The organism is Corynebacterium mendelii, assembly GCF_017307055.1.
GTDB classification, from domain to species: domain Bacteria; phylum Actinomycetota; class Actinomycetes; order Mycobacteriales; family Mycobacteriaceae; genus Corynebacterium; species Corynebacterium mendelii.
The window spans coordinates 107,543-129,936 of sequence record NZ_JAFLEQ010000003.1 but is presented as its reverse complement, the minus strand read 5'-3'; the positions used below and the strand labels follow the sequence as shown (position 1 = coordinate 129,936).

The following is a 22,394-nucleotide window of genomic DNA, read 5'->3' as shown; positions in this document are numbered from 1 at the left end:
TTTTTCCGTGATGCACCCACCGGCACTCCTGCCCCAACCCCCGCCCATCCCGAAAAAGACCGCTGGGCAATTTTCCCCCTACCGGGCTGGTGCTTCGCCGACGTAGCTGTTCGATTCGCAACGCCTGCGGTGTTTTTGACGTTGTTTTTCCGCTTTTTTCATCTGCCGGTCATCGGCTGTGCACCCCTGTGACAGCCGGCCCCCGTAAGCAGGGTGATGCGGGTTGAGCGATGGCGCACCCATGCGCATTCACCCGCAGAATCAAAGCAGCAGCCGAGCATCCCACGGAGAGTGTCCATGTCCCCTCGTAACCGCAGCCGCACCCGCCTTGTTGCAGCAGTGACCGCCCTGGGGGTTACTGTCGCCACCACTGCCGCCGCCCCGCAGGCCACCGCTGACAGCGCCGCATACCCGATCACCGTCAACGCCGCCGGGGGAAGCGATGTCACCATGGTGCCTTTTTCCACCTACGACTCGGGGGTGACACAGCAGTCGGCCGCCGAAATCGCGGTGTACCACCCGGCGAGCAAGCATGCACTGATCACCAATGCGCAGTCAGCCACCGTCGATGTGGTCAGTCTGGCGGATCCGAACAAGCCGGTGAAACTCTATTCGCTGGCCATCGGCGATGGGGTCGACGTCAACTCCGTCGATGTGCGCGCCGACGGTCTGGCTGTGGTGGTCGCCAATCCGAAAGGCGACGCCAAAGCCACGCGGAAAGGAAAGGCCTATTTCTTCGATGGCGCGGCCGATACCGACAAGGGAGTGCTCGGCTCGGTCGAGCTGGGGTATCTGCCGGATATGGTGAAAATCTCGCCGGACGGACGGTTTGCCGTGGTGGCCAATGAGGGCGAACCCGCCGACGACAATTCCGTCGACCCGGAAGGGAGCGTATCGATTATCACGCTTGCCGACACGGTGACTGCCCCCGGGCAGGATCAGGTGCGTGAGGTGGCCTTTGACGCATACAACGACAATCCGCCGGCCGGTGTGCGGATCAGGCCCGGGTCGACTGCCGCCAAAGATTTCGAACCGGAATACGTCACCATTTCAGGCGGTACCGCCTATGTCGCTCTGCAGGAAAACAACGCCATCGCCGTCATCGACATTGACAACGCGGCAGTGACCAAGGTGTTCGGCCTGGGATATGTCGACTACCGCGAAGTGAAGACAGACTTCTCGGACAAAGACGAGACCTTCGAACTGAAAAACTGGCCGGTCAAGGGCCTGCCCATGCCTGACGGCATCACCAGCTTCACCAAGGACGGCACCACCTACATTGTCACCGCCAACGAGGGCGACGGCCGCGAGTACGGCAAAAAACCCAACAAGTACACCGATGAACAACGGGTGAAAAAACTCGATCTCTGCGACGATTTCGCGGACATGTCCGGCGAGGAAATCAAGGCCCTCACACAGGACACACAGCTGGGTCGGCTGAAAGTACTCACTGACATGGGCCGGGATGCCGACCGGGACTGCTACTCCGAACTCTATGCCTTCGGCGGCCGTGGTTTTTCGATCTACAACGCCTCCACCGGTGAGCGGGTGTTCAATTCCGGTTCCGAATTCGCTGAGGTGATCGCCAAGAACGGGGATCTGGCCACCATGCTTGACGGGTGGCGCAGCGACGATAAACTCTCCGAGCCGGAGGCCGCCGAAGTGGCCAGGGTCGGTGACCGCACCTTCGCCCTGATCGGTCTGGAACGCGCCTCCGGGGTGATGGTCTACGACATCACCGACCCGGCAGAAGCCTCTTTCCAGACTTTTGTCGCCAACTTCGATCCGACAAAAGATGTGGACGATCCCGGCGCCGGTGATTTTTCGCCCGAATCAGTGCACTTCATTCCGGCCAAGCTCTCCCCCACCGGGGCGGACATGGTGATGGTCGCAAATGAGTGGTCCGGAACCACCACCTTCTATTCTTTCAAAGTCTCCGGCACGGCACCGGCACCGGAACCCGAACCGGGTACCACAACCCCCGGTACCACACCGGATGACACCACCCCGTCGACCACCGGCCAGGGCAGCTCGAAGGACACCCGCACCGACAAGTCCGGCAGTGCCACCACCGGCGGGATCATCATCGCGGTTGCGGCGGTCCTGGCGGCAATCGCTGCGCTTGTGCCGCACCTTGCCCCGACCCTTCTTTCCGGTCTGCCCCGTCTTCCGCTGGCATTGGGCTGGCCGCCCATGAAGTAGAAACGCACGCCATACAACACAGCGGCTGCAGCTTCTGTAAGAAAATCCGCTACCGGCCGTGCCGGCACCACCCCTTTCACCCCATCTCCGGCCGGTGAAGGGGTGGTGTGATCGCCCGGGGGTCTTTAAGTGGTTCGGGGTTTGGGCTGCCGGTGCTCTATCGTTTGGGTCATGCGTTTTCTTTCCGATTCACCAGCCCCCTACAACCTGACCTACGACGATGTGTTCATGGTTCCTTCCCGCTCCAGCGTGGGAAGCCGCATGAACGTCGACCTGTCGACCAGTGATGGATCGGGCACCACCATTCCCCTGGTGGTGGCGAACATGACGGCGGTGGCTGGCCGCCGCATGGCGGAAACCACCGCCCGGCGCGGCGGAATCACCATTATTCCGCAGGACGTGCCGACCGATATTGTGGCCGACACCATCGGCCAGGTTAAAGCCGCATCGCTGTTCTTCGACACCCCGATCACCGTCAAACCCCATCACACGGCAGGCTATGCCAGGCATCTGCTGCCGAAGCGCTCCCACGGGGCGGCCGTGGTGCTCGACGGCGATAAGCCGGTGGGTCTGGTAACCGAAAAGGATCTCACGGGCGTCGACAACTTCACCCAGGTGCAGGCTTTGATGTCCATCGAGCTTTTGACCATCGGTGAGGACGCCACCCCGAAGCAGGCTTTCGACACTCTGGTGGCCCATTCCCGCAAACTTGCGCCGATTGTCGATGCGGACGGCAACCTGAAGGGCATTGTCACCCGCAAGGGGGCACTGCGTGCTTCTCTCTACACCCCGGCAGTCGATCAACAGGGCCGCCTGCGGGTCGGTGCCGCCATCGGCATCAACGGTGATCCGACCGGGCGGGCTGAAATCCTGGTCGAAGCGGGCGCCGATGTGCTGGTGGTGGACACCGCCCACGGCCACCAGCAGCAGATGCTTGAGGTGCTGGACAAAGTCGCATCCCTGGGGCTGGGGGTGCCGATCGTGGCCGGCAATGTGGTCACCGCCCAAGGCACAACCGATTTGATCAATGCCGGTGCCAATATCGCCAAAGTCGGCGTGGGGCCGGGTGCCATGTGCACCACCCGCATGCAAACCGGTGTGGGCCGCCCGCAGTTCAGTGCTGTTCTGGAATGCGCGGAAGCAGCCGGTAAGGTCGGCGGTCATGTGTGGGCTGACGGTGGGGTCCGCCACCCGCGCGATGTGGCCCTGGCGCTGGCTGCCGGTGCCTCGAATGTCATGATCGGATCCTGGTTCGCCGGAACCCTGGAATCCCCCGGTGATCTGCAGTTCGATGCCGACGGCCGGGCGTTCAAGGAATCCTTCGGCATGGCCAGCCGCCGGGCGGTGAAACACCGCAACCAGACCACGGAAGGTTTTGAACGCGCCCGCCGGGCCATGTTCGAGGAAGGTATCTCCACTTCCCGCATGTATGTCGACCCGGTGCGCCCGGGTGTGGAAGACCAGATCGACCGGATTGTCTCCGGGGTGAGAAGCTCGTTCACCTACGCCGGTGCCGATTCCATCGCCAGTTTCCAACAGCGCGCCACCGTCGGTGTGCAGTCTGCGGCAGGTTTTGCCGAAGGCCGCCCGGTTCCCACCAGCTGGGCCTGACCCCACAGCTGAACCCACCGTCCACTTACCCGGCAGCCACAACAGGTCCAGCCGGGTAGGACTGGAGCAGGCCCGTAGCGCCCTCTGCCCCGGGCCTGCTGATGGAAGCCACAGCCAAGGCAGAAGCCGCGGGTGCTGCCGTGCCCCACGCCCCCAGCACCCACGCAAGCGACAACAACAAGCAAGCCGCTGTCATCCCGGTACCGCACCGGGGTGACAGCGGCTTGTTCGTGATGTCAGCGGATTGAAGGCTTGTGGGTGGCCTTAGCGGCTTGTGCGTGGTCGTAGCGACTTGTACTGCCGTCTCTTCTGCTCAAGATTGCGTGTTGACGGGTGAAGGTCAACGCCTGCTGCGTTGTGACCGCCTGGTGGATGCGATCACCAACACACCGCCCAGCAGCATCACCAGAAGGCTCACGGCCATCACCGTGTCAACGGGACTGCCGGTGATCGCCAGGTTGGGCCGGGGTTTTTCCGGTTCCGGTTGCGGCGCCGGGGTGGGTGCGGGCGCCGGTGGTGGCGGGACACTTGCCCCGGACGACAGTGCGGGCAGCAGCGGAATGAGCCACACCAGGATCGGAATGGAGATCGCAGGGATCAAAAGCTCCGGGGGAAACAGCGGCGGTTGTTCTTCTTCCGGCGGGTAGGGCCTGGTGAAACCGACACCTTTGACGGCAACCTGCACCTGGTAGTTCCAGTCTTTGTCGCCGCCGACAGGAACGGTCACCACCATCGGATCTATTTCGAAGAAGCGGTGTTCATCGTCTTTCGGTGGGGTGACCTGAATGTAGTAGGCGCCAACCGGTAGCGGATCAATGATGGCCAGCCCGTTCGTTCCTGTTACCGCGTTGTAGCGGGTTCCGGTGGCAATGATCTCTTTATTGCCGAACGCATAGTCGCCCAGTTTCGACCAGGTGGACGGGTCGGTCAGATCGAGTCCCGGTATGCGGGTGGCCACCACTTGGTATCCGGCGGGTGAGCCCGGCAGGCGCCCATACTTGTCGGGGCCGTTGTAGGGGTTTTCGTGCTGGACAACAATGGTCAAACTGGCCGGATGGTCCGGGTCGATGGTGGCGACGTCCCGGCTGTCGGCAAATCCCTTGACGACTCCGTCAAAGGCGGCGTGGGCTGTCCCCTGGCCTGCCATGGTCAAGCCGAACAGTACACAAAGCGCCACAATGACAGCCGTTGTGCGGCGGCGAATGTCTGGTGCTGTCACTGGTCCGTCTTTCAGTCGTGGGTCACAGGTGGAAGCTGATGGCTGGTGGGTGGAGGGAAGGTGAAAGGCCCGGGAGAGAATGTTGCCATCCGCCGGAGATGACTCTGCCGCGGATATCCGCGTGTCGGATTCCGGTTGTGGTTGTGTCATCGGTGCTCCTTCCGGTCGGGGGCACTGCGTCTGGTCCGGGGTCCGGCCGACAGGTCAATACCGAAGTCGGTGACGGGAATTAGATCCTCGACGGGGATGCGCAGCTGTTCCCGTTTCTTGTAGGTCCGCAGCATGCTCACCACCCACCACACCAGGGCAATGATCACCAGGATTCCGGCGGCAAGCACCCACCACATCCACCACTGGACCGCGGGCCCACGGGTTTCGAAAGCGGCCTGCTCTTTCACTTCATCCAGTGGCACCCGGTGGGCGGTCACCAACAGCCGGTGGGTGTTGATGCCGTAGGGGGTGCAGGTGATCAGGGTCAGCAAATCCTCGCCGGGAACGGGGCGCAGATTCCCCGGTTCCGTGGGCAGCACCACCTGGAGTTGATCAATGACGTATTTGAGTTTCTGCCCGGCGGCCACAATGTAGATCGGATCCCCGGCGTGCACCCCTTTGAGGTTGTCGAACAAGGTGGCGTTCGCCAAACCCGAGTGTCCGGTGATCACCGTTCTGGTTGAATCCCCTCCGACCGGAAGATCGGAGCCGAACAGGTGCCCGGCACCACGCTGGAGTGCTTCCGGGGTGGTGCCGTGGTAGATCGGCAGATCGATGCGCTGTGACGGGATAATCACGCGCCCCATCGCCGGTTGTTGATTCAGTTGTTCGAGATACGTGTGGTACTCGGTGTTGTCCGGGGTCACACGCGCCAGCCAGGGATCCAGAATGGGCCCGTTGGTGTGGTGCGCGTTGTAGTACCGGGCATCTTCCAAAGCCTGGTTGATGACCTCCGGGGCGACGGCTTCCTCGAGTTTCGAGTATTCGGCCGCGACCCGCATCTGTTTGATGTTGTTCCACTGTGTGGCCACAGCGGGGTAGAGAAAAATCGACAAGCCAATGAGCACGACAAGGACCGGTCCGACCAGCGGATGTCCTGCTTTGCGCAGCCTGTGGATGCCGGAGGGCATCTCCACGGTTGTCTGTGTCATCGGTTGCTTTCAGCGTTAAGGAATGGATGGACAGGTTCGTCCCCGTCCCACAGCCTCTGCGGTGCGGGATGTCCGGATGACTACCGGGGACAAAGAGACAAAGGCACACAGCCACTGCCCTGCCACACGCCCTACAGGTGTCGAAGACACCACCGGGTGGTGAAAGCGGGTATGTGGTGGATGGCAACAGCCCCGGCCGTGCCCGGGTTGCGTCCTCTGTGTGATCGGCTGCATAAACAGCCGCTCACCAGGGGCGCAACCGGGACGGCCCAACATCATCCAACAATTTCTTCCGGTGGGGAAAAACGGGCTCTTCCCCACCCGACCGGGCGGCTTGCCCGATGGTGCAGTAGCCCGCAGGCCACCGCACCGGGCTGCTCACTCGGCACATGCGCGTGAACAGCCACCGGTCACAATGTCAGGCCCGGCGGGTGTTGCGGCGTGCGTACAGGAAACCTGCACCCATCACGGCAGCACCAAACGCGAGGATGGCTGCAATGCCTTTACCACCGGTCAACGGCAGCTCGGGCTGGGTGGACTTGACGTTCGGCACTTTCTTATAGATCGCCTTGGCGCCGTCGTCAATATCGACGGAATTATCGCCGGTGTAATCAGCGGAGGTGAGTTGCACCTCTACCGGTTTCGCGAGCAACTCGTATCCGTCGGGAGCCTGGGTCTCAACAAGACAGTAGGTCTTTTGGCTGCCGTTGTCGACCTCAGCATTGTCGGAGAAGTCGGTCACATGGATACCCTTGATGACGATGGTGCCATCATCCCCGGTGGTCCATGAATTCTCACCACCAACCGTGATCGCATCACCGTCGACGGCCAAATTGTTCGAGTCTCCGGTGCAGTAGTGCAGTTGGAATTGAGCACCTGTCAGCGGCTCGTTTTCGGCGCCTTCCTTGTGCTTCAGAACCTTGAGGTTTTTGAACTTTGTCTTGACCTCACTGCCGGGTGTTTCCGTATCGGAGTTGCTCCCATCGGTACGGGCAATCAACTTCGCCTCGTTGGTCAGTTCTGAAGCAGCGAAGTCATTTTTCACTGTGACATTGATCTTCGCGGTTACTTTCGGTGCCGTTTGACCGGAAAGTGAAGCATTCAGCTTCTGCAACCCTGTGCCCTTCAGGGTGATCGTCGTAGTGATCTTCGACGGTGAGCCATCTGGCCCAGCCTTGACGACATCGTAATCGGAGGCGCGCAATACCGTTCCACCGGGAAGCGTCACCGTTGAGACGACAATGCTATCCTCCGACTCAACGGCTTGACCATCGATTACGTCGACGATTTGATATTTGGTGACACTGCCGCCTGTCGGAACGTCCGATTTAATGGTGTAGTCGAGCGCCGAACCGGCCTGCTTGAGATTCCCGTTTTTTTCAGAATCCTTGACCTCTTTGTCAACGCTGACCGTGGAGTTCTTCGGGTAAACCTCGATATCGTAGTTCCAGCTATCGTGGTTTGCTCCCGTGGTCATCGGAACGAAAACGAGGAATGGTGCGGCAGGAACCAGACCGCCTTCGACGGCGGTTTCTTCGACCTTGTACACGCCCAGGGGAAGGTTCCCGAACGTGACAGTGGGATTGGTTGCTGTCGCCTGCTTCGCCTCAGAAACACCATTCGTACCAAAGCTGGTGTCAACAGCGGGGCTATCGACCGTCAGCTCGCGGGCGGCTTTGAAGCCGGCATTTGTAGTCAGATCAGCCTGCAACTTGGTGATTGTGAATGTGGCCGTCTGCCCCGTCTCGAGAGGCTTACCGGGAGGCGTCTGCAACTTAGTACCGGGATTATGGCTCTCCGGGGTTTCAGCCACTCCTTGACGCTTGTGGATCTTGATGCTGGCCTGTTCATTTTTGCTCGCGTCAATCAGCGAGGCCGGCTGCTCAGCCGCAACAGCAGGGCTGACAATCAACGGAACTGTTCCTGTGGCAGTACCAAGACCTATGACGGCGGCAATGGCGGCTGCCCGGCAGGAACGTTGAGTCCTGTTTAACATTCGTTCTTCCTTCACTTTGATGGGAACTGTTGGATGGTGCCGAAGTAATGTGGTTCTGGTTTCCACCGGCCACAATCCCTTCGGGGGCGGCGATCCTTTTACCTTCCGGTCTTCGGTTGTCCCGAATCCGGTGTCGGTGATCGCCGAGTCTGTGTTTCGTGTTGTGGTCACGGCCTAAGGACGGCCGGTTTTTTGAAGATCACTGGTGTTCTTTCTGGCCCAAGCGAACCCGAGAGTCATCAGCAGAGCCCCCAGTGCCAAGTACCAAGGAACACCAGGTCCACCCGATGCGGGCAGCTGACCTTGAACAACATCATTAATTTGCATTGAGACCCTCATCGAATCATCTGGCTGCGGGGTGGGAATTTGAACGATCGCCCCTTCTTCAACACCGGAGAGTTGGTATCCGGACCCGTTTTGCTTCGGTTCAATGGTGAACTGCACAGGTGCTGGGAGCAGACTGTATCCAGCTGGGGCGTGTGTTTCGACAAGGAAATAGATCCCAGGCTTCAAATTCTCGGCGACCAAGACTCCGGTGTTTTGGGGATCGGCCGTGAGAACGGCCTCGGCTTTGCTGTAATCAGGCGCGTAAGTGGTCGACTCAGAACCATCCTCGCTGGCCGTTGAGGGATAAACAGCAAATCCTGCCCCTTCGAGGGGCTGATAGTCAGGGCTCCCGGCCGCAGGGTCGTACCCCATTTTTTTCAGCACCAAAGTCGCATCTTCAGGTCGCGTGACCGGGATACAGGCTTCATCGTCGTCGAGGGGCCTCTCCGCAGTATCCACCGCATCCATCTTCACTTTGTTCCTGATGCCGGGAGTCTGGTCGGATGCACCGGGCTCCGCGTCGCATTTTCCGATTGTGCTCGCCCAGTTCTCACTGGTTTCAGTAACCGTCACTTTCACGGTGACCGTGAACGTTTGTTTCGCTCCGGGTGGCAAAATAACGTCACTAGCGATGACCGCACCGGTGCCGGTGAACTCCGATATCACAGGGGATTCGACGAAACCAGCAACCTCGACTTCACTATTCGTTGGATCAGGACTGTCTTGGACAACGGTGACTTCATCCACGGTGATGAATCGATTCGTGGGATTGAACTGATCGACGAGAACTCCCGTGTTTCCCTTGAGAGAATCGTCTTTGTTTTCAACCGAAATTGTGTAGACCAGAGTGGCTTTGCCGTCGGGGGTCGCCTGTACGGCGTTGCCGGGGCGTGGGTCCTTTGACACCACGAGTTTCGGCAACCGTGGCATCACGCAAGCGTCATTGTCACCCCGGGGATCCTCAGTATCTCCAATCCCCGGTATTTCAACATGGTTGAAAAGGCCCTTCTGAGGTGTTTTGACCCCGTCTTCCTCTGCACACTTCAGCTTATTCTCGTAGTTGGCACCTGTGAGGTTGTCGATCCCGGTGGTGCTCACCATTTTGATCTTGACTTCTTTCCCTTCGCTCGTCACCTTCTTGAACAAGCTTTTGGGAATGTTGTAGCCCTCTCCTTGCTGTTGTTTCGCCGCTTCAACCCACTCTCCGTCGTGGAAATAGCTCAAACCCGACACCTTGACACCTTCGGCCAACCGTGGGGTATCAATAACATCTTCAAAAAGATCGGAGCCCGCCTCGCTGGTGGACTTGACCTCCAACTTGTAGTAAGAGGTCAAGGTTGCAGTATTTCCGTTTACTTCCACCGTTGCGGGCGTTTCGTCGTCAACCGTCTTCTTCGAAGAGAACATCGGAACAGTCGGTGTCACGCATGCAGAGTTGTCCGCTCGTGGATCTTCAGTCTCATCCACTCCCTGGATCACCGCACTGTTGAACAGGCCTTTTTTAGCCGTGTTGTCCGAGCAGACCAAATTCGCTTTCGACGTGGAATCGGTGAAAGTACTCAACGGCGTCACTGTCACCAGTTTGACAGGCACCGAAGTACCTTCAGTGCCAACAGAGCCAAACCGAGCTTTCGGAATGATGTACCCGAACGGGGACTGATCTTGTGTCGTTTTCGTAGCCTTGGTCCAGTTTTCGTTGGAATCGCCAGTCGCATACTCCAGCGACTCGACCTCAACGCCTTCGGCCAGATCAGGGGTGTCTATGACATCGGCTGGCAGAGTCACAGCTGTTTTTTGATCAGACCTCACGATCACTGTGTAATAGGAGGTCATCCGGACCTTTGTCACATTGTTGTCCGAGAATCGCTCGACCGATGCGGTTTCCCTCCCTTCTTGAACCGTTTTTTGAAGGTTGAATTTGGGTGGAATCTGACCACTTACACAAGCACTGTTGTCTTCTTGGGGATCAGATGAGTCACTGACTTCCTCAATGCGCTCCTTGTTGATGAAACCCTTATTTTCTTTCCCGGCCTCGCATGTCAATCTCTCATCGGTGAGAGCTGCCGAGTCGTTCGCCTCCGCTTGGGCAGTAATCCGAATGAAAATCTCTTTGCCATCGGGGCCTACCTTCCCTATCGAATCGACTGGGATACGAATCTCGTTGTTATCCCCAGGTTTTAGGGTCTTCGCCTCTGTCACCGGCACAGGACTATCAACGCTGTAGGCGAACTCCTTCAGGGAGAAACCCTCGGGAAGCTTCGGTGTGTCAACAATCGGACCCGGCAGCTGCTGGCTCCCAGGCAGTTTCTTTGCAACCGATATCTTGTAGTAGACCACCACCTGGGCTTTTCCATCCGAAATATTTGTCACCGGCGCCTTTGGATCTGCTTCCACGGTTGCAGGATTCTGGTCTGCCAGGGCTTCTTTCTTGGAGCTAAAGGTCGGACATTCAGCGGTGCTTTGCAGCTGTTCGACCGGAATCTCGTTGTCCGAGTGGTCAAATCCCGAAATCGTGGAGGTGTTGGCCTCACAGGTGTGATCACTTTTCAGGACGCCTGTCACAACAAAGGTGTAGCTCTCGCCTACATCTAGGGAACCCCCCTGGCACTGAATCGCATAGCGCTGCTTTGCGTTGACACCACTGTTACAGACAGCGTTTTTCAACAGGGTGTCGGCGGTACCCGAATCGGATTCATCATCGTTCGAATCTGGAGAAGACCCACTGTCAGATGTATCCCCAGCCGAGCCTCCACCCGCAGAATCCGGATCGGCCGAATCTCCACCACTCTGATCATCGGGAAGGTCGGCGATGGTCGCCGACTGATACGCAGCAGGTAGGATATCGTTCATCCTGAAACCCGCGGCAGGACCGGTACCAGGGGCGTCAGAATTGCTGACCGTCACATGCCATACCGTTTCAGTCGAGTTATCAACGGTGCGCTGCTCGACGAAAGTTTTCGTCACGGACAAGTTCGGCCGACTCGTGCCCTGACATGAAGCACCATCGTTGGCATTGGTTTTGGGTCCTTTAACGGACCCTAATAGTTCGATTCCCAACGGGTTTGGCTGCTCTTGATCGCCGAAAACAACCCCCGGGGCCTCAGCCTCTGGGTTCTCAATTCTCAGGTGGACGATCCGGCCGTCATTGCGGCTGAATCCCAACGTCCCATCACCGTATGTCCAAGCGGCACCATAGTAGTGCGCCCCGGGATAAGACCCTTGACCCGTAACAAGTTTTGCCCCCGTATCGCTTCGTAGCCAGTCCAGAGCAATCCGGTCGATTTTGCCGAAATTCTCACTCTCTGGGTCAAGATTCACCCTTTCCAGCGTTGGTTTGGTGAACTCTGTATTCTGATTCATCAACCCGAAAGCGTATTTCGGATTATCTTTCGCAAACGTAAAGTCGTTTGAGCGAACCCTCGCATCCTGTGGATAATCGTTCGCTGATGGGGTTGTACCCAGCTTGAGGTTGACAGGAGTGACAACACCAGAATCCAAGTTAATGTTATAAAGGAGACCAGCTCCTCTTGCGGCCGCATTCCCTACCCAGTATTGCCCATCCGGAGTGAAGAAACCGGTGTTGATCACATTGTTGTCATTGGGATAAAAATTGTGCAGAGCGCCCAGATCTTGAATATTTCCGGTCTCTCGATTGATGGCAAGCAAGTGTGCAGCCGGGTAGGTTGCTGAGTCCTTGGTAGTTTGACTGACCGCGTAAATCAACCCATTTTTCGGGCTGAAGGCCGTTGCGTTGTAGTTCCAACCCGCAGGTTGCCCCACTTGGCCGAACGCGACTTTACCGATGCTCTGTTTATACAAGGTAATGGGTCTGCCCGGAATACCATGACTGTTGAAAATCGTTGAGACACTACACTCCGGTGCATAGTCAGCTGGAATAGTTGGCTGGGAAAGGTTCTCCGCGAACTTGCCGAAGATTTCCAGCTCTTGTTTTATCTGAGAAGCATCTTTCCATTCGTCCCTCCACGAGAATTCCATCGTGATGGTCGAGTCGGGTGACACGTAGAGGGGAACGGACTCCCAGTCCTCGTTATTGGAATTCTTATTGAACTGCACATCTAGGTACTCGCTGTAAGCATTGAGTTCAATCCACTCGGCGTAATGATACGGTTTCGGATTTTTGGGATTCGAATCTGGCGGATAAAGCCAAAACTTCCAGTTATCCCCCGCACCAGTGCCGGACTTCCAGATACCCGCGGAAGGTGAGTTCGTGTCCAGAAGAACATCCCCTTTCGGCCCCACAATCTTGAGCCGCATACAAACGCCACTGGGGTTCGCAGGGCACTTCGCCTCTTCTTCGATATGCTGGAAAACGGGACGCTCCGTCAACTTGTAGGTCAATTTGTCGATGGCGACTGGCCGACCCTGGTTAATCTTGAAAGTTGAGACGGTGTGTTTGTCACGCTTCCAGCCAGGGCCTTCGACCAACTCCACCTTTCCGGTGGAAGACAACAGAGGCTCACTGTTTACGGCCCGCTCACTGTTGAAAGCTGTCGGCACCGCAGCACGTTTGGTGCGCGACCGTTCAGGCGGGAAAACCATGTTTGACAGTGCCCCAACTGTTGGGGCGGTAGCAGCGCGATCACTTGTGGCTGGTGTTTCGTCCACCGATGGCACGGTCGTGACGGAATTACTGAGAATAGCGCTCCCCGTCTTTAATGCAGGCGATGGCGCTTCGATTTGGGAACCGGGGGCGTCCATCGGAGATGAAGTTCTCAGCGGGGATACCGCCGCCGACGATGGCGTGAGAACGGTTCGCGGTGACGATGTTTCCGCTACATCGTCAGCAGGATGCGGTGAGACGCTTGGTGTGGAAATCCCGGATTCAGAGGGGGGGGGGGATCGATTCCTCGGAATTCACAGTTGTCGGAACTGCCGTAACCGGGGTGGACATGGTGGCTCCGACCAGCGCAGCGACGGCACAGATGCCGGCGACGCCGACGATACGGCTCAACCTGCGGGGAGCCACTCGTTTCACAGTCATCCTGTCTACGTCCTTCAACTTTCAGACCCTGATCCACACCTGACACAGCGCATCTGCCGCACCCATCCCGGAGTAGGTCCGGGATAATGAACCTTGTGCGGTTTTCCACCCGTGAGTCACACTGGGCTCCTCCGGGTGGGATGGGACAGGCAATTCTTCGTGGAAAATGATGCGCCGTGGGGGCGTGACGGACAATGCCCGCCTTTTACCCCAACAACCTTCAGGGTATCTGTAAACCTGAAAGAGTTCAATGCCTCAGCCCCGCCAACAAGCGGGGCAACGACTATGACCGGTAAACCAAAAACCCTGCCCTGACCACTGGTTTTATCGTATTGCCAGAACTGTGACCTTGCTTAACGCTGTGAACGACGCAACGAACCCTGAGCGCCATTCACTATCCCTATACCTCATATCGGGTGGAAGCTCAGCCGAGAATCCCCGCCCCCATGGAGGCCTTCAGATCGCCCATCAATCCCGGGGTGCGGTCCACACGGTATTTCTCCGGCAGGATCATGGTGGCCGATTTTTCCCCGCACACCACATTGATGAAGACATCGGATTCGCCGGAGTTGCTTTCCAGCACTTCCCGCAAGGTTGCCAGAGTCTGCACCGAACATTGATGGGCCTGCAGGGTTAGCCGCAGCGGCGCGCCGGAGGCTGAACCGGTGCCCAGGTCGGCGAGTTTGAGATCAGAGCAAAACAGTGATTGCCGGTCGTCGCGCTTGGAGATCGTCGCTTTCGCCAGAATGATGTTGTCCTCGGCGATCACGCTGGCCACCATGGCGTAGACCTTGTTGAACACCAGCAGCTCGACGGAAGCGCCGTTGTGGTCTTCGATGGTGACAATCGCCCACGGGGAGCCGTCTTTTTTCGAAAAACGACGGTCAACCGAGGAGATGATGCCGCCGATGACCACATCCTGGCGGTCGCGCAATTCCCCGGACAGCACTGTGGTCAGTGCCGTATCGGTTTGTGAATCCAGGGCGGCGTCGAAACCGTCGAGCGGGTGACCGGAGACGTACAGGCCCAGCATTTCCCTTTCCAGGGCCAGTTCCTGTTTCCTGTCCCAGCTGTCCTCCGGGATGGTGATCGCGAACGCTTCGTCGATGTCGCTGCCTCCCCCGCCGAGATCGGCGAACAGGTCGAACTGTCCGCGGTCGGCGGCTTTCTTCGTCGGGATGACCGCATCGACGGCGTCTTCGAATACCAGCATGAGTCCTTTTCGGGAGTGCCCCATCGAGTCGAAAGCGCCTGCTTTGATCAGCGATTCGGTGACCCGCTTGGAGCATGCCGATGTTTCGATTTTGTCGAGATAGTCTGCGAAGTCTTTGTAGGGGCCTTTTTCTTCCCGGGTTTTCACGATCGAATCGACCACGTCCGCACCGACGTTGCGTACCGCACCCAGACCGAAGCGGATGTCCTCACCCACCGACTGGAAGGTCAGTGCTGATTCGTTGACATCCGGGGACAGCACCCTGATGCCCAAGTGCCGGCAGTCAGACAGGTAGATGGCGGATTTGTCTTTGTTGTCGGCCACCGAGGTCAACAGCGCCGCCATGTATTCCGAGGTGTAGTTGGCTTTCAGATACGCGGTCCAGAAGCTGACCAGACCGTAGCCGGCGGCGTGGGATTTGTTGAACGCGTAGGAGGCGAACGGTTCAATGGTGTCCCACAGGGCCTGGAAGGCCTGTTTGGAAAAGCCGTTGTCCTGCATGCCGCCCCAGAACTTTTCGTACTGCTCGGCCAGCACTTCGGGCTTCTTTTTGCCCATCGCCTTACGGAAGCCGTCGGCTTCACCGGCGGTGTAGTTGGCCACCTTCTGCGAGATCTTCATGATCTGCTCCTGGTAGACGATCAGGCCGTGGGTGTCTTCCAGAATTTCTCGCAGGGGTTCTTCCAGTTCCGGGTGGATGGGTGTGATGTCCTGGCGGCCGTTTTTGCGGTCCGCGTAGTCCCAGTGGGCGTTCATGCCCATCGGCCCGGGGCGGTAAAGGGCGAGAGCGGCCACAATATCGTCGAAGCGGGTTGGTTCCATGCGTTTGAGCAGCTCCCGCATGCCACCGGAGTCGAGCTGGAACACACCGAGCGTATCCCCGCGGCTGAGCAGTTCGTAGGTGGCGTCATCGACCACCGACAGGCCTTCCAGGTCGAGGTCTTCGCCGCGGTTTGATTTGATGTTGTCCAGGCAGTCACCGATGACGGTGAGGTTGCGCAGACCCAGAAAGTCCATCTTCAGCAGGCCGATGGCCTCACAGGCGGGATAGGGCCAGCCGGTGATGATCGCCCCGTCGGCGGCGCGTTTCCACATCGGGATGTAGTCGAGCAGCGGAACAGAGGCCATGATCACGGCACAGGCGTGTACACCGGCCTGGCGGACCACCCCTTCCAGACCCAGTGCCGTGTCATAGATTTTTTTCACGTCCGGGTTGGTTTCGATGAGGTTTCTCACCTCAGCGGCTTCCCCGTAGCGGGCATGGTTGGGGTCAATGATGCCCGCCAGCGGAATGTCTTTGGCCATGATCGCCGGCGGCAGTGCTTTGGTGATCTGGTCGGCAATCTGGTAGCCGGGCTGGCCGAACTGCACCCGGGCGGAGTCTTTGAGGGCCTGTTTGGTTTTCACCGTGCCGAAGGTGATCACCTGGGCGACTTTGTCCTCTCCCCAGGTATCGGCGGCATAGCGGATCATCTCGCCCCGCCGGCGGTCGTCGAAGTCGATGTCGATATCGGGGGCCGACGGGCGTTCCGGGTTGAGGAAGCGCTCGAACAGCAGTCCGTGTTCCATCGGGTCGATGTTGGTGATCGTCAGGGCATAGGCGACCAGGGATCCGGCGGCTGAACCGCGGCCCGGCCCGACCCGGATACCGACTTCACGGGCGTGTTTGATCAGGTCGGCCACCACCAGGAAGTAGGAGGGGTAGCCCTTGTTGTCGATGACCTCGATTTCGTAGTCGGCCCGGTCAACATAGTCCTGCGGCACCTGCCCGCCGTTGAAGCGGGCGACAAGTCCCTCTTTGACCTGGTGGCGAAGCCATTCGGTGGGTGTGTAGCCGTCGGGCACATCGGCAATCGGCATGCGGTCTTTACCCGGGTCGACCCACACTTCGCTGTAGTCCTGGACGCGTTCGGCGATCAGAAGAGTGTTGTCGCAGCCGCCGGGGGCCAGATCATCCCAGATGGCCCGCATCTGTTCCGCGGTTTTGATGTAGTAGCCGGAGCCGTCGAAACGGAAACGGTCCTCGTCCTGCAGGGTTTTTCCGGTCTGCACACACAGCAGGGCTTCGTGGGCCTGCGCCTGGGATTCCAGAACGTAGTGGCAGTCGTTGGTCACCAGCGGCGGGATATTGAGCTTTTTGCCGATTTCCAGCAGTTCGGCGCGGACCCGGCGTTCAATGTCGATGCCGTGGTCCATCAGCTCCAGGAAATAGTTGTCTTTGCCGTAAATCTCCTGCCATTTCGCCGCCGCAGCCAAAGCCTCGTCGAATTGGCCCAGTCGCAGCCTGGTTTGCACATCACCGGAAGGGCAGCCGGTGGTGGCGATGATCCCGGTGGAGTTTTCGGCGATCAGTTCGGCATCCATGCGGGGCCATTTGCCCAGCTGCCCCTCGTAGGAAGCCATCGATGACAGGTAGAAAAGGTTTTTCAGCCCCGTGGCGTTTTCGGCCACCATCGTCTGGTGCAGGTAGGCGCCGGAGGCTGAGACGTCATCGGATTTCTGGGAGGGTTCACCCCAGCGGACACGCTGTTTGTTGAAGCGGGATTCCGGTGCCATGTAGGCCTCGATGCCGATGATCGGTTTGACCCCGGCTTTGGTCATCGCATGGTAGAACGCGTCGGCGCCGAACATGTTGCCGTGGTCGGTCATACCGACCGCGGGCATGCCCTGCCGCTGGCATTCCTCCGCCAGAAGGTCCACTTTCGCCATGCCGTCAAGCATCGAATACTCGGTGTGGTTGTGGATGTGGACGAAAGAAGAGCCGCTCATGGTGTCGCATCCTATCGCTTCGGCGGCGGTTTCCTCCACCCGTACACCCGCTGAGGAAACCTCGTTTTACCTGCATTTTTCAACTCTTTACCGGGGTAAACCGGATTCGGCTGCCCCCTGGGGCGGGTGTGCCTTCTACAGGTCTTTTGCCCCCTGCTGCGGGCTGTCGGCCGCCTCCCCCACCCACCCCGGCAAAAAGATGCTATTAAATAGTTTGGGTTCCATTGGCGCTTTGTGCACCACAAGGGCACGGGCACCATCAGCGCCGGCACGCGTTACTGCCGACGTTTTTCCCGGCCGGCGCCCGGCTGATCCGCGCGGAGATCGGGTAGGGTGATCATCCGTGATTTTCGGTATCGCCGCCTACCTTTTGTGGGGCTTGTTCCCCGCCTATTTCCCGCTGCTGCTTCCGGCCGCCCCGGCAGAGATTCTCGCCCACCGGATTATCTGGACCGGGGTGTTTATGGCCGTGGTGTGCACCGCCAACGGGACAATGAGCAAACTGTGGGGGTTGACCGCCAGAACCTGGCTGGGGCTGTCGATGGCGGGGGTGTTCATCGCGGCGAACTGGCTGATCTATGTCATTGCCGTCAACACCGGCCATGTCGCCGAAGCCGCCTTCGGCTATTTCATGAACCCGCTGGTGGCCGTGATGCTGGGGATGGTGTTTCTGAAAGAAAAGCTCCGCCCCGCCCAACTGGTGGCGGTCGGTATCGCGGTGGTGGCTGTGGTGACCATGATGGTCATCGACGGCAATGCCCCGTGGATCGGGCTGGGGCTGGCGTTTTCTTTCGCCTTCTACGGGCTGATCAAAAAGAAAGTCGATGTTCCGGCCGGGGTGTCGCTGGTGGCCGAAACCATGGTGATGGCGCCGCTGGCACTGGGATATCTTGTTGTTTTGCAGTCACAGGGCACCAACACATTTACCACCCATGGGCCGGTGCACACCATGCTGCTGGTGTCCACCGGGGTGGTCACCGCCATTCCGCTGCTGCTGTTCGGGCTGGGCGCGAAATCGATTCCGCTGTCAACCATCGGCATGCTGCAGTACATGACCCCCACCATCCAGATGCTGTGGGCGGTGGTGGTGATGAGTGAACAGCTCACCCAAGTGCGCTGGCTGGGTTTTGCCATTATCTGGATATCGGTGGCCATCTACATCGGGGATCTGCTCAACCAGCAGCGCATCACCCGCCGCCGGAGACAGCGCGGCACACACCCGACTGCCACCACGCCCGCCCGGTAGCGGACACACCACTGGGCCGGAAACGCCCAGGGCCGCTGCTTTTGTCCTGCTAGCGGCCGGTAACCACCGGCTGCACCCCAAACAGCCCCCAGGCCGCATCCGGGGGAAGCACCTCCACGGCGAGAATCTCCGGGGAGGAGGCGGCCAGCTCACGCAGCTTGGTGCCGGTGTCACGCACCACCGCGCCCCGGATCCAGAAGTCACTGGATGCGGGGGGTGCGCCAACGGTACCGGCCATCCGTTTCAGGGCACGGTCAAACACCACTGCCCGGTTGTCCGGTTCCACCGGCTCAGGCAGGGCAATCGGCGCAGCGGCATCAACAATCAGGGCATTGACCCGGCCGATCCCCACGGATTCGAACACCGGTCCGGCTGCCGCGGTGGGCAGCGGATCGGTGAATGTGACCAGTGCGAAAGCTTTTTCGTCGGCGGGCGCCCGGTCAAGTGACTGTCCCGCCCGTGTGAGATAGCTGTCCATGGACTCGGAGGTGTTCCTGCCCAAACTGTCACCGTTGTAGGGGGCGGGCCGACCGGCCTGCTCCTGGTAGGAGGCCCAGGCAACCAGTGCCACCAGCACAATAATGCTGATGATCGCGACGATTTTGCGGAGCTGCTCGAAATCGAAGCGGCTGGTGGTGTCCTCGGGTCGTGTGTGGGTCACGGTGTGCGGGAAATCCTTCGGCTATCGGGGGGGTGGACAGGGCCGGGTGCTGCCAGCGGACCGGCTGGCCCGGCTGAGGTCCGCACAACGACGGGGAAAAACGACACGGGCGGACCATCTTCCCACCGACAGACACAACAGCGTCCCGCCACAAATTGTATGGTGCCGGGATGCAAAACAGGTGACAGCCGCGCTGAAAATTACCTGAAATCTTCCTGCCGTATCCGCCGGCGGGACACCTGGCCCGCACCGCGGTTCCCGGTGGCGGGCACCGCGGCGCCGGACCGGTGACGTCGCTGCCGCCCGCCTACCCGGCGCGCAGCACGTCGAGGGCATGCTGCAGATCATCCGGGTAGGGGGAGGTGATGGTCATCTCCCGGCCGTCAGCCGGATGCTCGAAGGTGAGTGAAGTGGCGTGCAGCCACTGGCGGTCAAGCCCCAACCGCTTGTTCAGTTTCTCCTCCGAGCCGTACATCGGATCCCCGCAGCAGGGATGGTGCAGGGCGGAAAAATGCACCCTGATCTGGTGTGTTCTTCCTGTTTCCAGGTGCACTTCAACCAAGGTTGCTTCCCGGAAAGCCTCCAGGGTGTCGTAGTGGGTGACCGCATGTTTGCCGCCCTCCACCACCGCAAACCGCCAGCCGTGGCCGGGGTGGCGGCCGATGGGGGCGTCAATGGTGCCGGTGGTCGGGTCGGGATGTCCCTGTACCAGGGCATGGTAGGTTTTGGTGACCGTACGGTATTTGAAAGCTCTTTTCAGCACCGTGTAGCCGCGCTCACTGGCGGCGACCACCATCACCCCGGAAGTGCCGACATCCAGCCGCTGCACGATGCCTTTTCTTTCCGGCGGACCGGAGGTGGATATCCGGAATCCGGCCGCCGCCAACCCCTGGGTGACGGTGGGGCCGTCCCAGCCGACAGTCGGATGGGCGGCCACGCCGACAGGTTTGTCCACCGCGATCACATCGTCATCCGAGTAGAGAATCCCCATGCCTTCCACGGGTTCGGCAACCGGGGTCGGCGCATCGACTTCCGGCAGGGTGATCGACAAAAAATCGTTGTCGGCCAGTTTCGCTGATTTCCCGGCGGGCACTCCCCCGATGAGCACATCACCGGCTTCGGCCAGCTCGGCGGCTTTTGACCGGGAGATCCCCAACAGTTTCGCAAGCCCCGCATCAACCCGCATGCCGACCAGGCCGTCGGGGACGGGCAGTTGACGTAGCGGACGGTTCACAGCTGCCCCCTGTCTTTGGCCGACGGCCGGTTGGATTGCGCTTCCCGGTAGCCGTCGGCGGCCACCGCCACAATGAACACGAACACCCCGACGCTGATGAACGAGTCGGCGATGTTGAAAATCGCGAAATTGCCGACACTGATGAAATCGACGACGTGGCCGACGAAAAATCCGGGGGCGCGGAACAACCGGTCGCCCAGATTGCCCAGGGCACCGCCGGCCACGCAGGCCAGTCCCACCGCGGACAGCGGGTCGGTGATCCTGCGGGAGACAAAGCCGAGGATGCCGACCGCGAAAGCAATCTGGATGCAGGTGAACAGCCAGGTGAGGTTTTCCCCCATCGAAAACGCGGCCCCCGAGTTGAAGGTCAGCCGGAACCGGAACCAGTCGCCTATCAGCGGCACCACCTCCCCGGGGGCCATGGACTGAAGGATGAAGTGTTTACTCACCTGGTCGGCGACGGCCGCACACACCGCGATCGCGCACATCGGTGCCAGATAGTGTCGGTTGGTTGTCTCCACGGCCCCTATTGTGTCCGGTTGCCCCGCCGGTGGGCAATCCGGGTCCCGGCACACCACCGGCGGGGGTGGCAGCCGGGCCGCTGGCAGGGTGATTTGTGCTGCCGGTAGATTATCCACCATGACACGCCGCCAGCACGTCGAACGCCGTTTCATCCGTCCGCGTCTTGTGGCGGCGACCGCCGCCGTGGCCGTGACGGCCGGTCTTGCCGCCTGCGGCAGCGGCAGCCCGTCCGACGGTTCCGGGGAAAGCGCCGCCACGGCCGCCACGGTGGCGGCCAGCCCGCCGAAAACCACGGTGCTTGATCCGGGTTCGGCCCCGTCGACCCTGCTGGCTTTCTCCCCCACCGCGCAAGAGCAGAACCTGCTGGTCGAGGTCACCGCCGGTTTCTCGCAGAATGTGCTGCCCGCAGGCTCAGCCGGGACCGCTCCGCAGGCCCCGCAGTCCACCGACACCATGTGGCTGACTCTCGACGGCGGGCAGGTGCCCGTCGACGGCGAGGATGCGGCGGGGATTGCCGCGGGCAGCAGCGGCGACGGGCTGCCCGCCCCCGACCGGCGCACCGATTTCACCGTCACCGGCATCGACTACACCGACGGCACCGGCACGGATCCGGTCTCGGCGGTGGGGTTCGGATTCGGTTCCGACACTGACGCCACCGGCCGGGTCTACCGGTGGCGGTTAAGCGCCCCGGATAATGCCACCACCGGTGCCCGGGCACTGGTGGAAGCCAAATTGCTGGCACTGGCCGGTATTCCGGTGATTTTTCCCGACCAGCCGATCGGCCGCGGGGCGGTGTGGACCACCTCCGCACCGCTGCCCGGGGATACCTCCATGCTGCAGGAGGTCACCTACACTCTCATCGACATCGACCAGCCCGACGGCACCGACCACCCGGTTGTCACCCTGGCCTTGGAGATTGACCGGCATCCGGCGCTGCGGGACATCCCCTACGATTCCGGGGCGCGGGCCGCCGCATTGAGCGTGCTGTCGGCGACCACCACCACCCGTGGCCAGCTGCGTGTCGATCTGTCCCGGCCCCTTCCGGCCACCGGTGAGATCAGCCTGACCACCAGGGTGATCTACGGGGCATCCACCACCGGCGAGACCGACCGGGACACCGGCGCCGCCGCCGGGGAGGACCCAAAAGCGCCGGGGCGGCCTGCGGCGGCCGATACTTGGGTGGTGCAGGACACCACCTTCACCATCGGTTTCAATCCGCCTGACGCCCCCGGCCACTAGACACGGCCCCG

At 60.1% G+C, this 22,394-nt stretch carries 13 protein-coding genes; 4 read left to right on the top strand and 9 right to left on the bottom strand.

Features of this window, described 5'->3' with window-relative positions; genetic code table 11:
* Positions 1–297 precede the first annotated feature (297 nt).
* Complete coding sequence (locus JZY06_RS00590; RefSeq protein ID WP_207117539.1) at positions 298–2,202, top strand: choice-of-anchor I family protein; 1,905 nt, start codon at positions 298–300, stop codon at positions 2,200–2,202.
* 171 nt (positions 2,203–2,373) lie between these two features.
* Positions 2,374–3,813: a GuaB1 family IMP dehydrogenase-related protein gene (locus JZY06_RS00585; RefSeq protein ID WP_207117538.1), complete on the top strand. Its 1,440-nt coding sequence runs from the start codon at positions 2,374–2,376 to the stop codon at positions 3,811–3,813.
* A gap of 340 nt (positions 3,814–4,153) precedes the next feature.
* Here the strand turns inward: JZY06_RS00585 and JZY06_RS00580 are convergent, their stop codons facing one another.
* From JZY06_RS00580 to dnaE, 6 genes are all read right to left on the bottom strand, one after another.
* Entirely contained in the window at positions 4,154–5,032 is an 879-nt protein-coding gene (locus JZY06_RS00580; protein WP_207117537.1) for an isopeptide-forming domain-containing protein, read from the bottom strand.
* 146 nt (positions 5,033–5,178) lie between these two features.
* Entirely contained in the window at positions 5,179–6,174 is a 996-nt protein-coding gene (locus tag JZY06_RS00575) for a class C sortase (RefSeq protein WP_207117536.1), read from the bottom strand.
* Positions 6,175–6,592: 418 nt separating this feature from the next.
* Entirely contained in the window at positions 6,593–8,236 is a 1,644-nt protein-coding gene (locus tag JZY06_RS00570; protein ID WP_207117535.1) for a SpaH/EbpB family LPXTG-anchored major pilin, read from the bottom strand.
* A 108-nt stretch (positions 8,237–8,344) separates the two neighbouring features.
* Positions 8,345–13,216: a prealbumin-like fold domain-containing protein gene (locus tag JZY06_RS00565; RefSeq protein WP_207117534.1), complete on the bottom strand. Its 4,872-nt coding sequence runs from the start codon at positions 13,214–13,216 to the stop codon at positions 8,345–8,347.
* Between the two features lie 124 nt (positions 13,217–13,340).
* Complete coding sequence (locus JZY06_RS00560) at positions 13,341–13,499, bottom strand: hypothetical protein (RefSeq protein WP_207117533.1); 159 nt, start codon at positions 13,497–13,499, stop codon at positions 13,341–13,343.
* Positions 13,500–13,923: 424 nt separating this feature from the next.
* A complete protein-coding gene (dnaE, locus tag JZY06_RS00555; RefSeq protein WP_207117532.1) occupies positions 13,924–17,481 on the bottom strand; it encodes a DNA polymerase III subunit alpha in 3,558 nt (1,185 codons plus the stop codon).
* A gap of 343 nt (positions 17,482–17,824) precedes the next feature.
* On the opposite strand from dnaE, the gene rarD reads away from it, so the two are divergent.
* Positions 17,825–18,727 (top strand): EamA family transporter RarD, encoded by a 903-nt coding sequence (gene rarD, locus JZY06_RS00550; protein WP_207117531.1) that lies wholly within the window; start codon positions 17,825–17,827, stop codon positions 18,725–18,727.
* 49 nt (positions 18,728–18,776) lie between these two features.
* Here rarD and JZY06_RS00545 read toward each other — a convergent pair whose 3' ends face one another.
* From JZY06_RS00545 to lspA, 3 genes are all read right to left on the bottom strand, one after another.
* A complete protein-coding gene (locus JZY06_RS00545) occupies positions 18,777–19,388 on the bottom strand; it encodes a hypothetical protein (protein ID WP_207117530.1) in 612 nt (203 codons plus the stop codon).
* Positions 19,389–19,695: 307 nt separating this feature from the next.
* Entirely contained in the window at positions 19,696–20,574 is an 879-nt protein-coding gene (locus tag JZY06_RS00540) for an RluA family pseudouridine synthase (protein ID WP_207118290.1), read from the bottom strand.
* Positions 20,575–20,618: 44 nt separating this feature from the next.
* Positions 20,619–21,110 (bottom strand): signal peptidase II, encoded by a 492-nt coding sequence (lspA, locus tag JZY06_RS00535; protein ID WP_207118289.1) that lies wholly within the window; start codon positions 21,108–21,110, stop codon positions 20,619–20,621.
* A 151-nt stretch (positions 21,111–21,261) separates the two neighbouring features.
* Between lspA and JZY06_RS00530 the strand changes: the two genes are divergently transcribed.
* Positions 21,262–22,383 carry a hypothetical protein gene (locus JZY06_RS00530; RefSeq protein ID WP_207117529.1) on the top strand — a complete coding sequence of 374 codons (1,122 nt, stop codon included), beginning with the start codon at positions 21,262–21,264 and terminating at the stop codon, positions 22,381–22,383.
* Positions 22,384–22,394 lie beyond the last annotated feature (11 nt).

Coding starts and splice junctions, on each gene's coding strand:
- JZY06_RS00590 (WP_207117539.1), top strand. CDS start 298: ATGTCCCCTCGTAACCGCAGCCGCACCCGCCTTGTTGCAGCAGTGACC.
- JZY06_RS00585 (WP_207117538.1), top strand. CDS start 2,374: ATGCGTTTTCTTTCCGATTCACCAGCCCCCTACAACCTGACCTACGAC.
- JZY06_RS00575 (WP_207117536.1), bottom strand. CDS start 6,174: ATGACACAGACAACCGTGGAGATGCCCTCCGGCATCCACAGGCTGCGC.
- JZY06_RS00565 (WP_207117534.1), bottom strand. CDS start 13,216: ATGGACGCCCCCGGTTCCCAAATCGAAGCGCCATCGCCTGCATTAAAG.
- JZY06_RS00560 (WP_207117533.1), bottom strand. CDS start 13,499: ATGACTGTGAAACGAGTGGCTCCCCGCAGGTTGAGCCGTATCGTCGGC.
- dnaE (WP_207117532.1), bottom strand. CDS start 17,481: ATGAGCGGCTCTTCTTTCGTCCACATCCACAACCACACCGAGTATTCG.
- JZY06_RS00540 (WP_207118290.1), bottom strand. CDS start 20,574: ATGCGGGTTGATGCGGGGCTTGCGAAACTGTTGGGGATCTCCCGGTCA.
- lspA (WP_207118289.1), bottom strand. CDS start 21,110: ATGTGCGCGATCGCGGTGTGTGCGGCCGTCGCCGACCAGGTGAGTAAA.
- JZY06_RS00530 (WP_207117529.1), top strand. CDS start 21,262: ATGACACGCCGCCAGCACGTCGAACGCCGTTTCATCCGTCCGCGTCTT.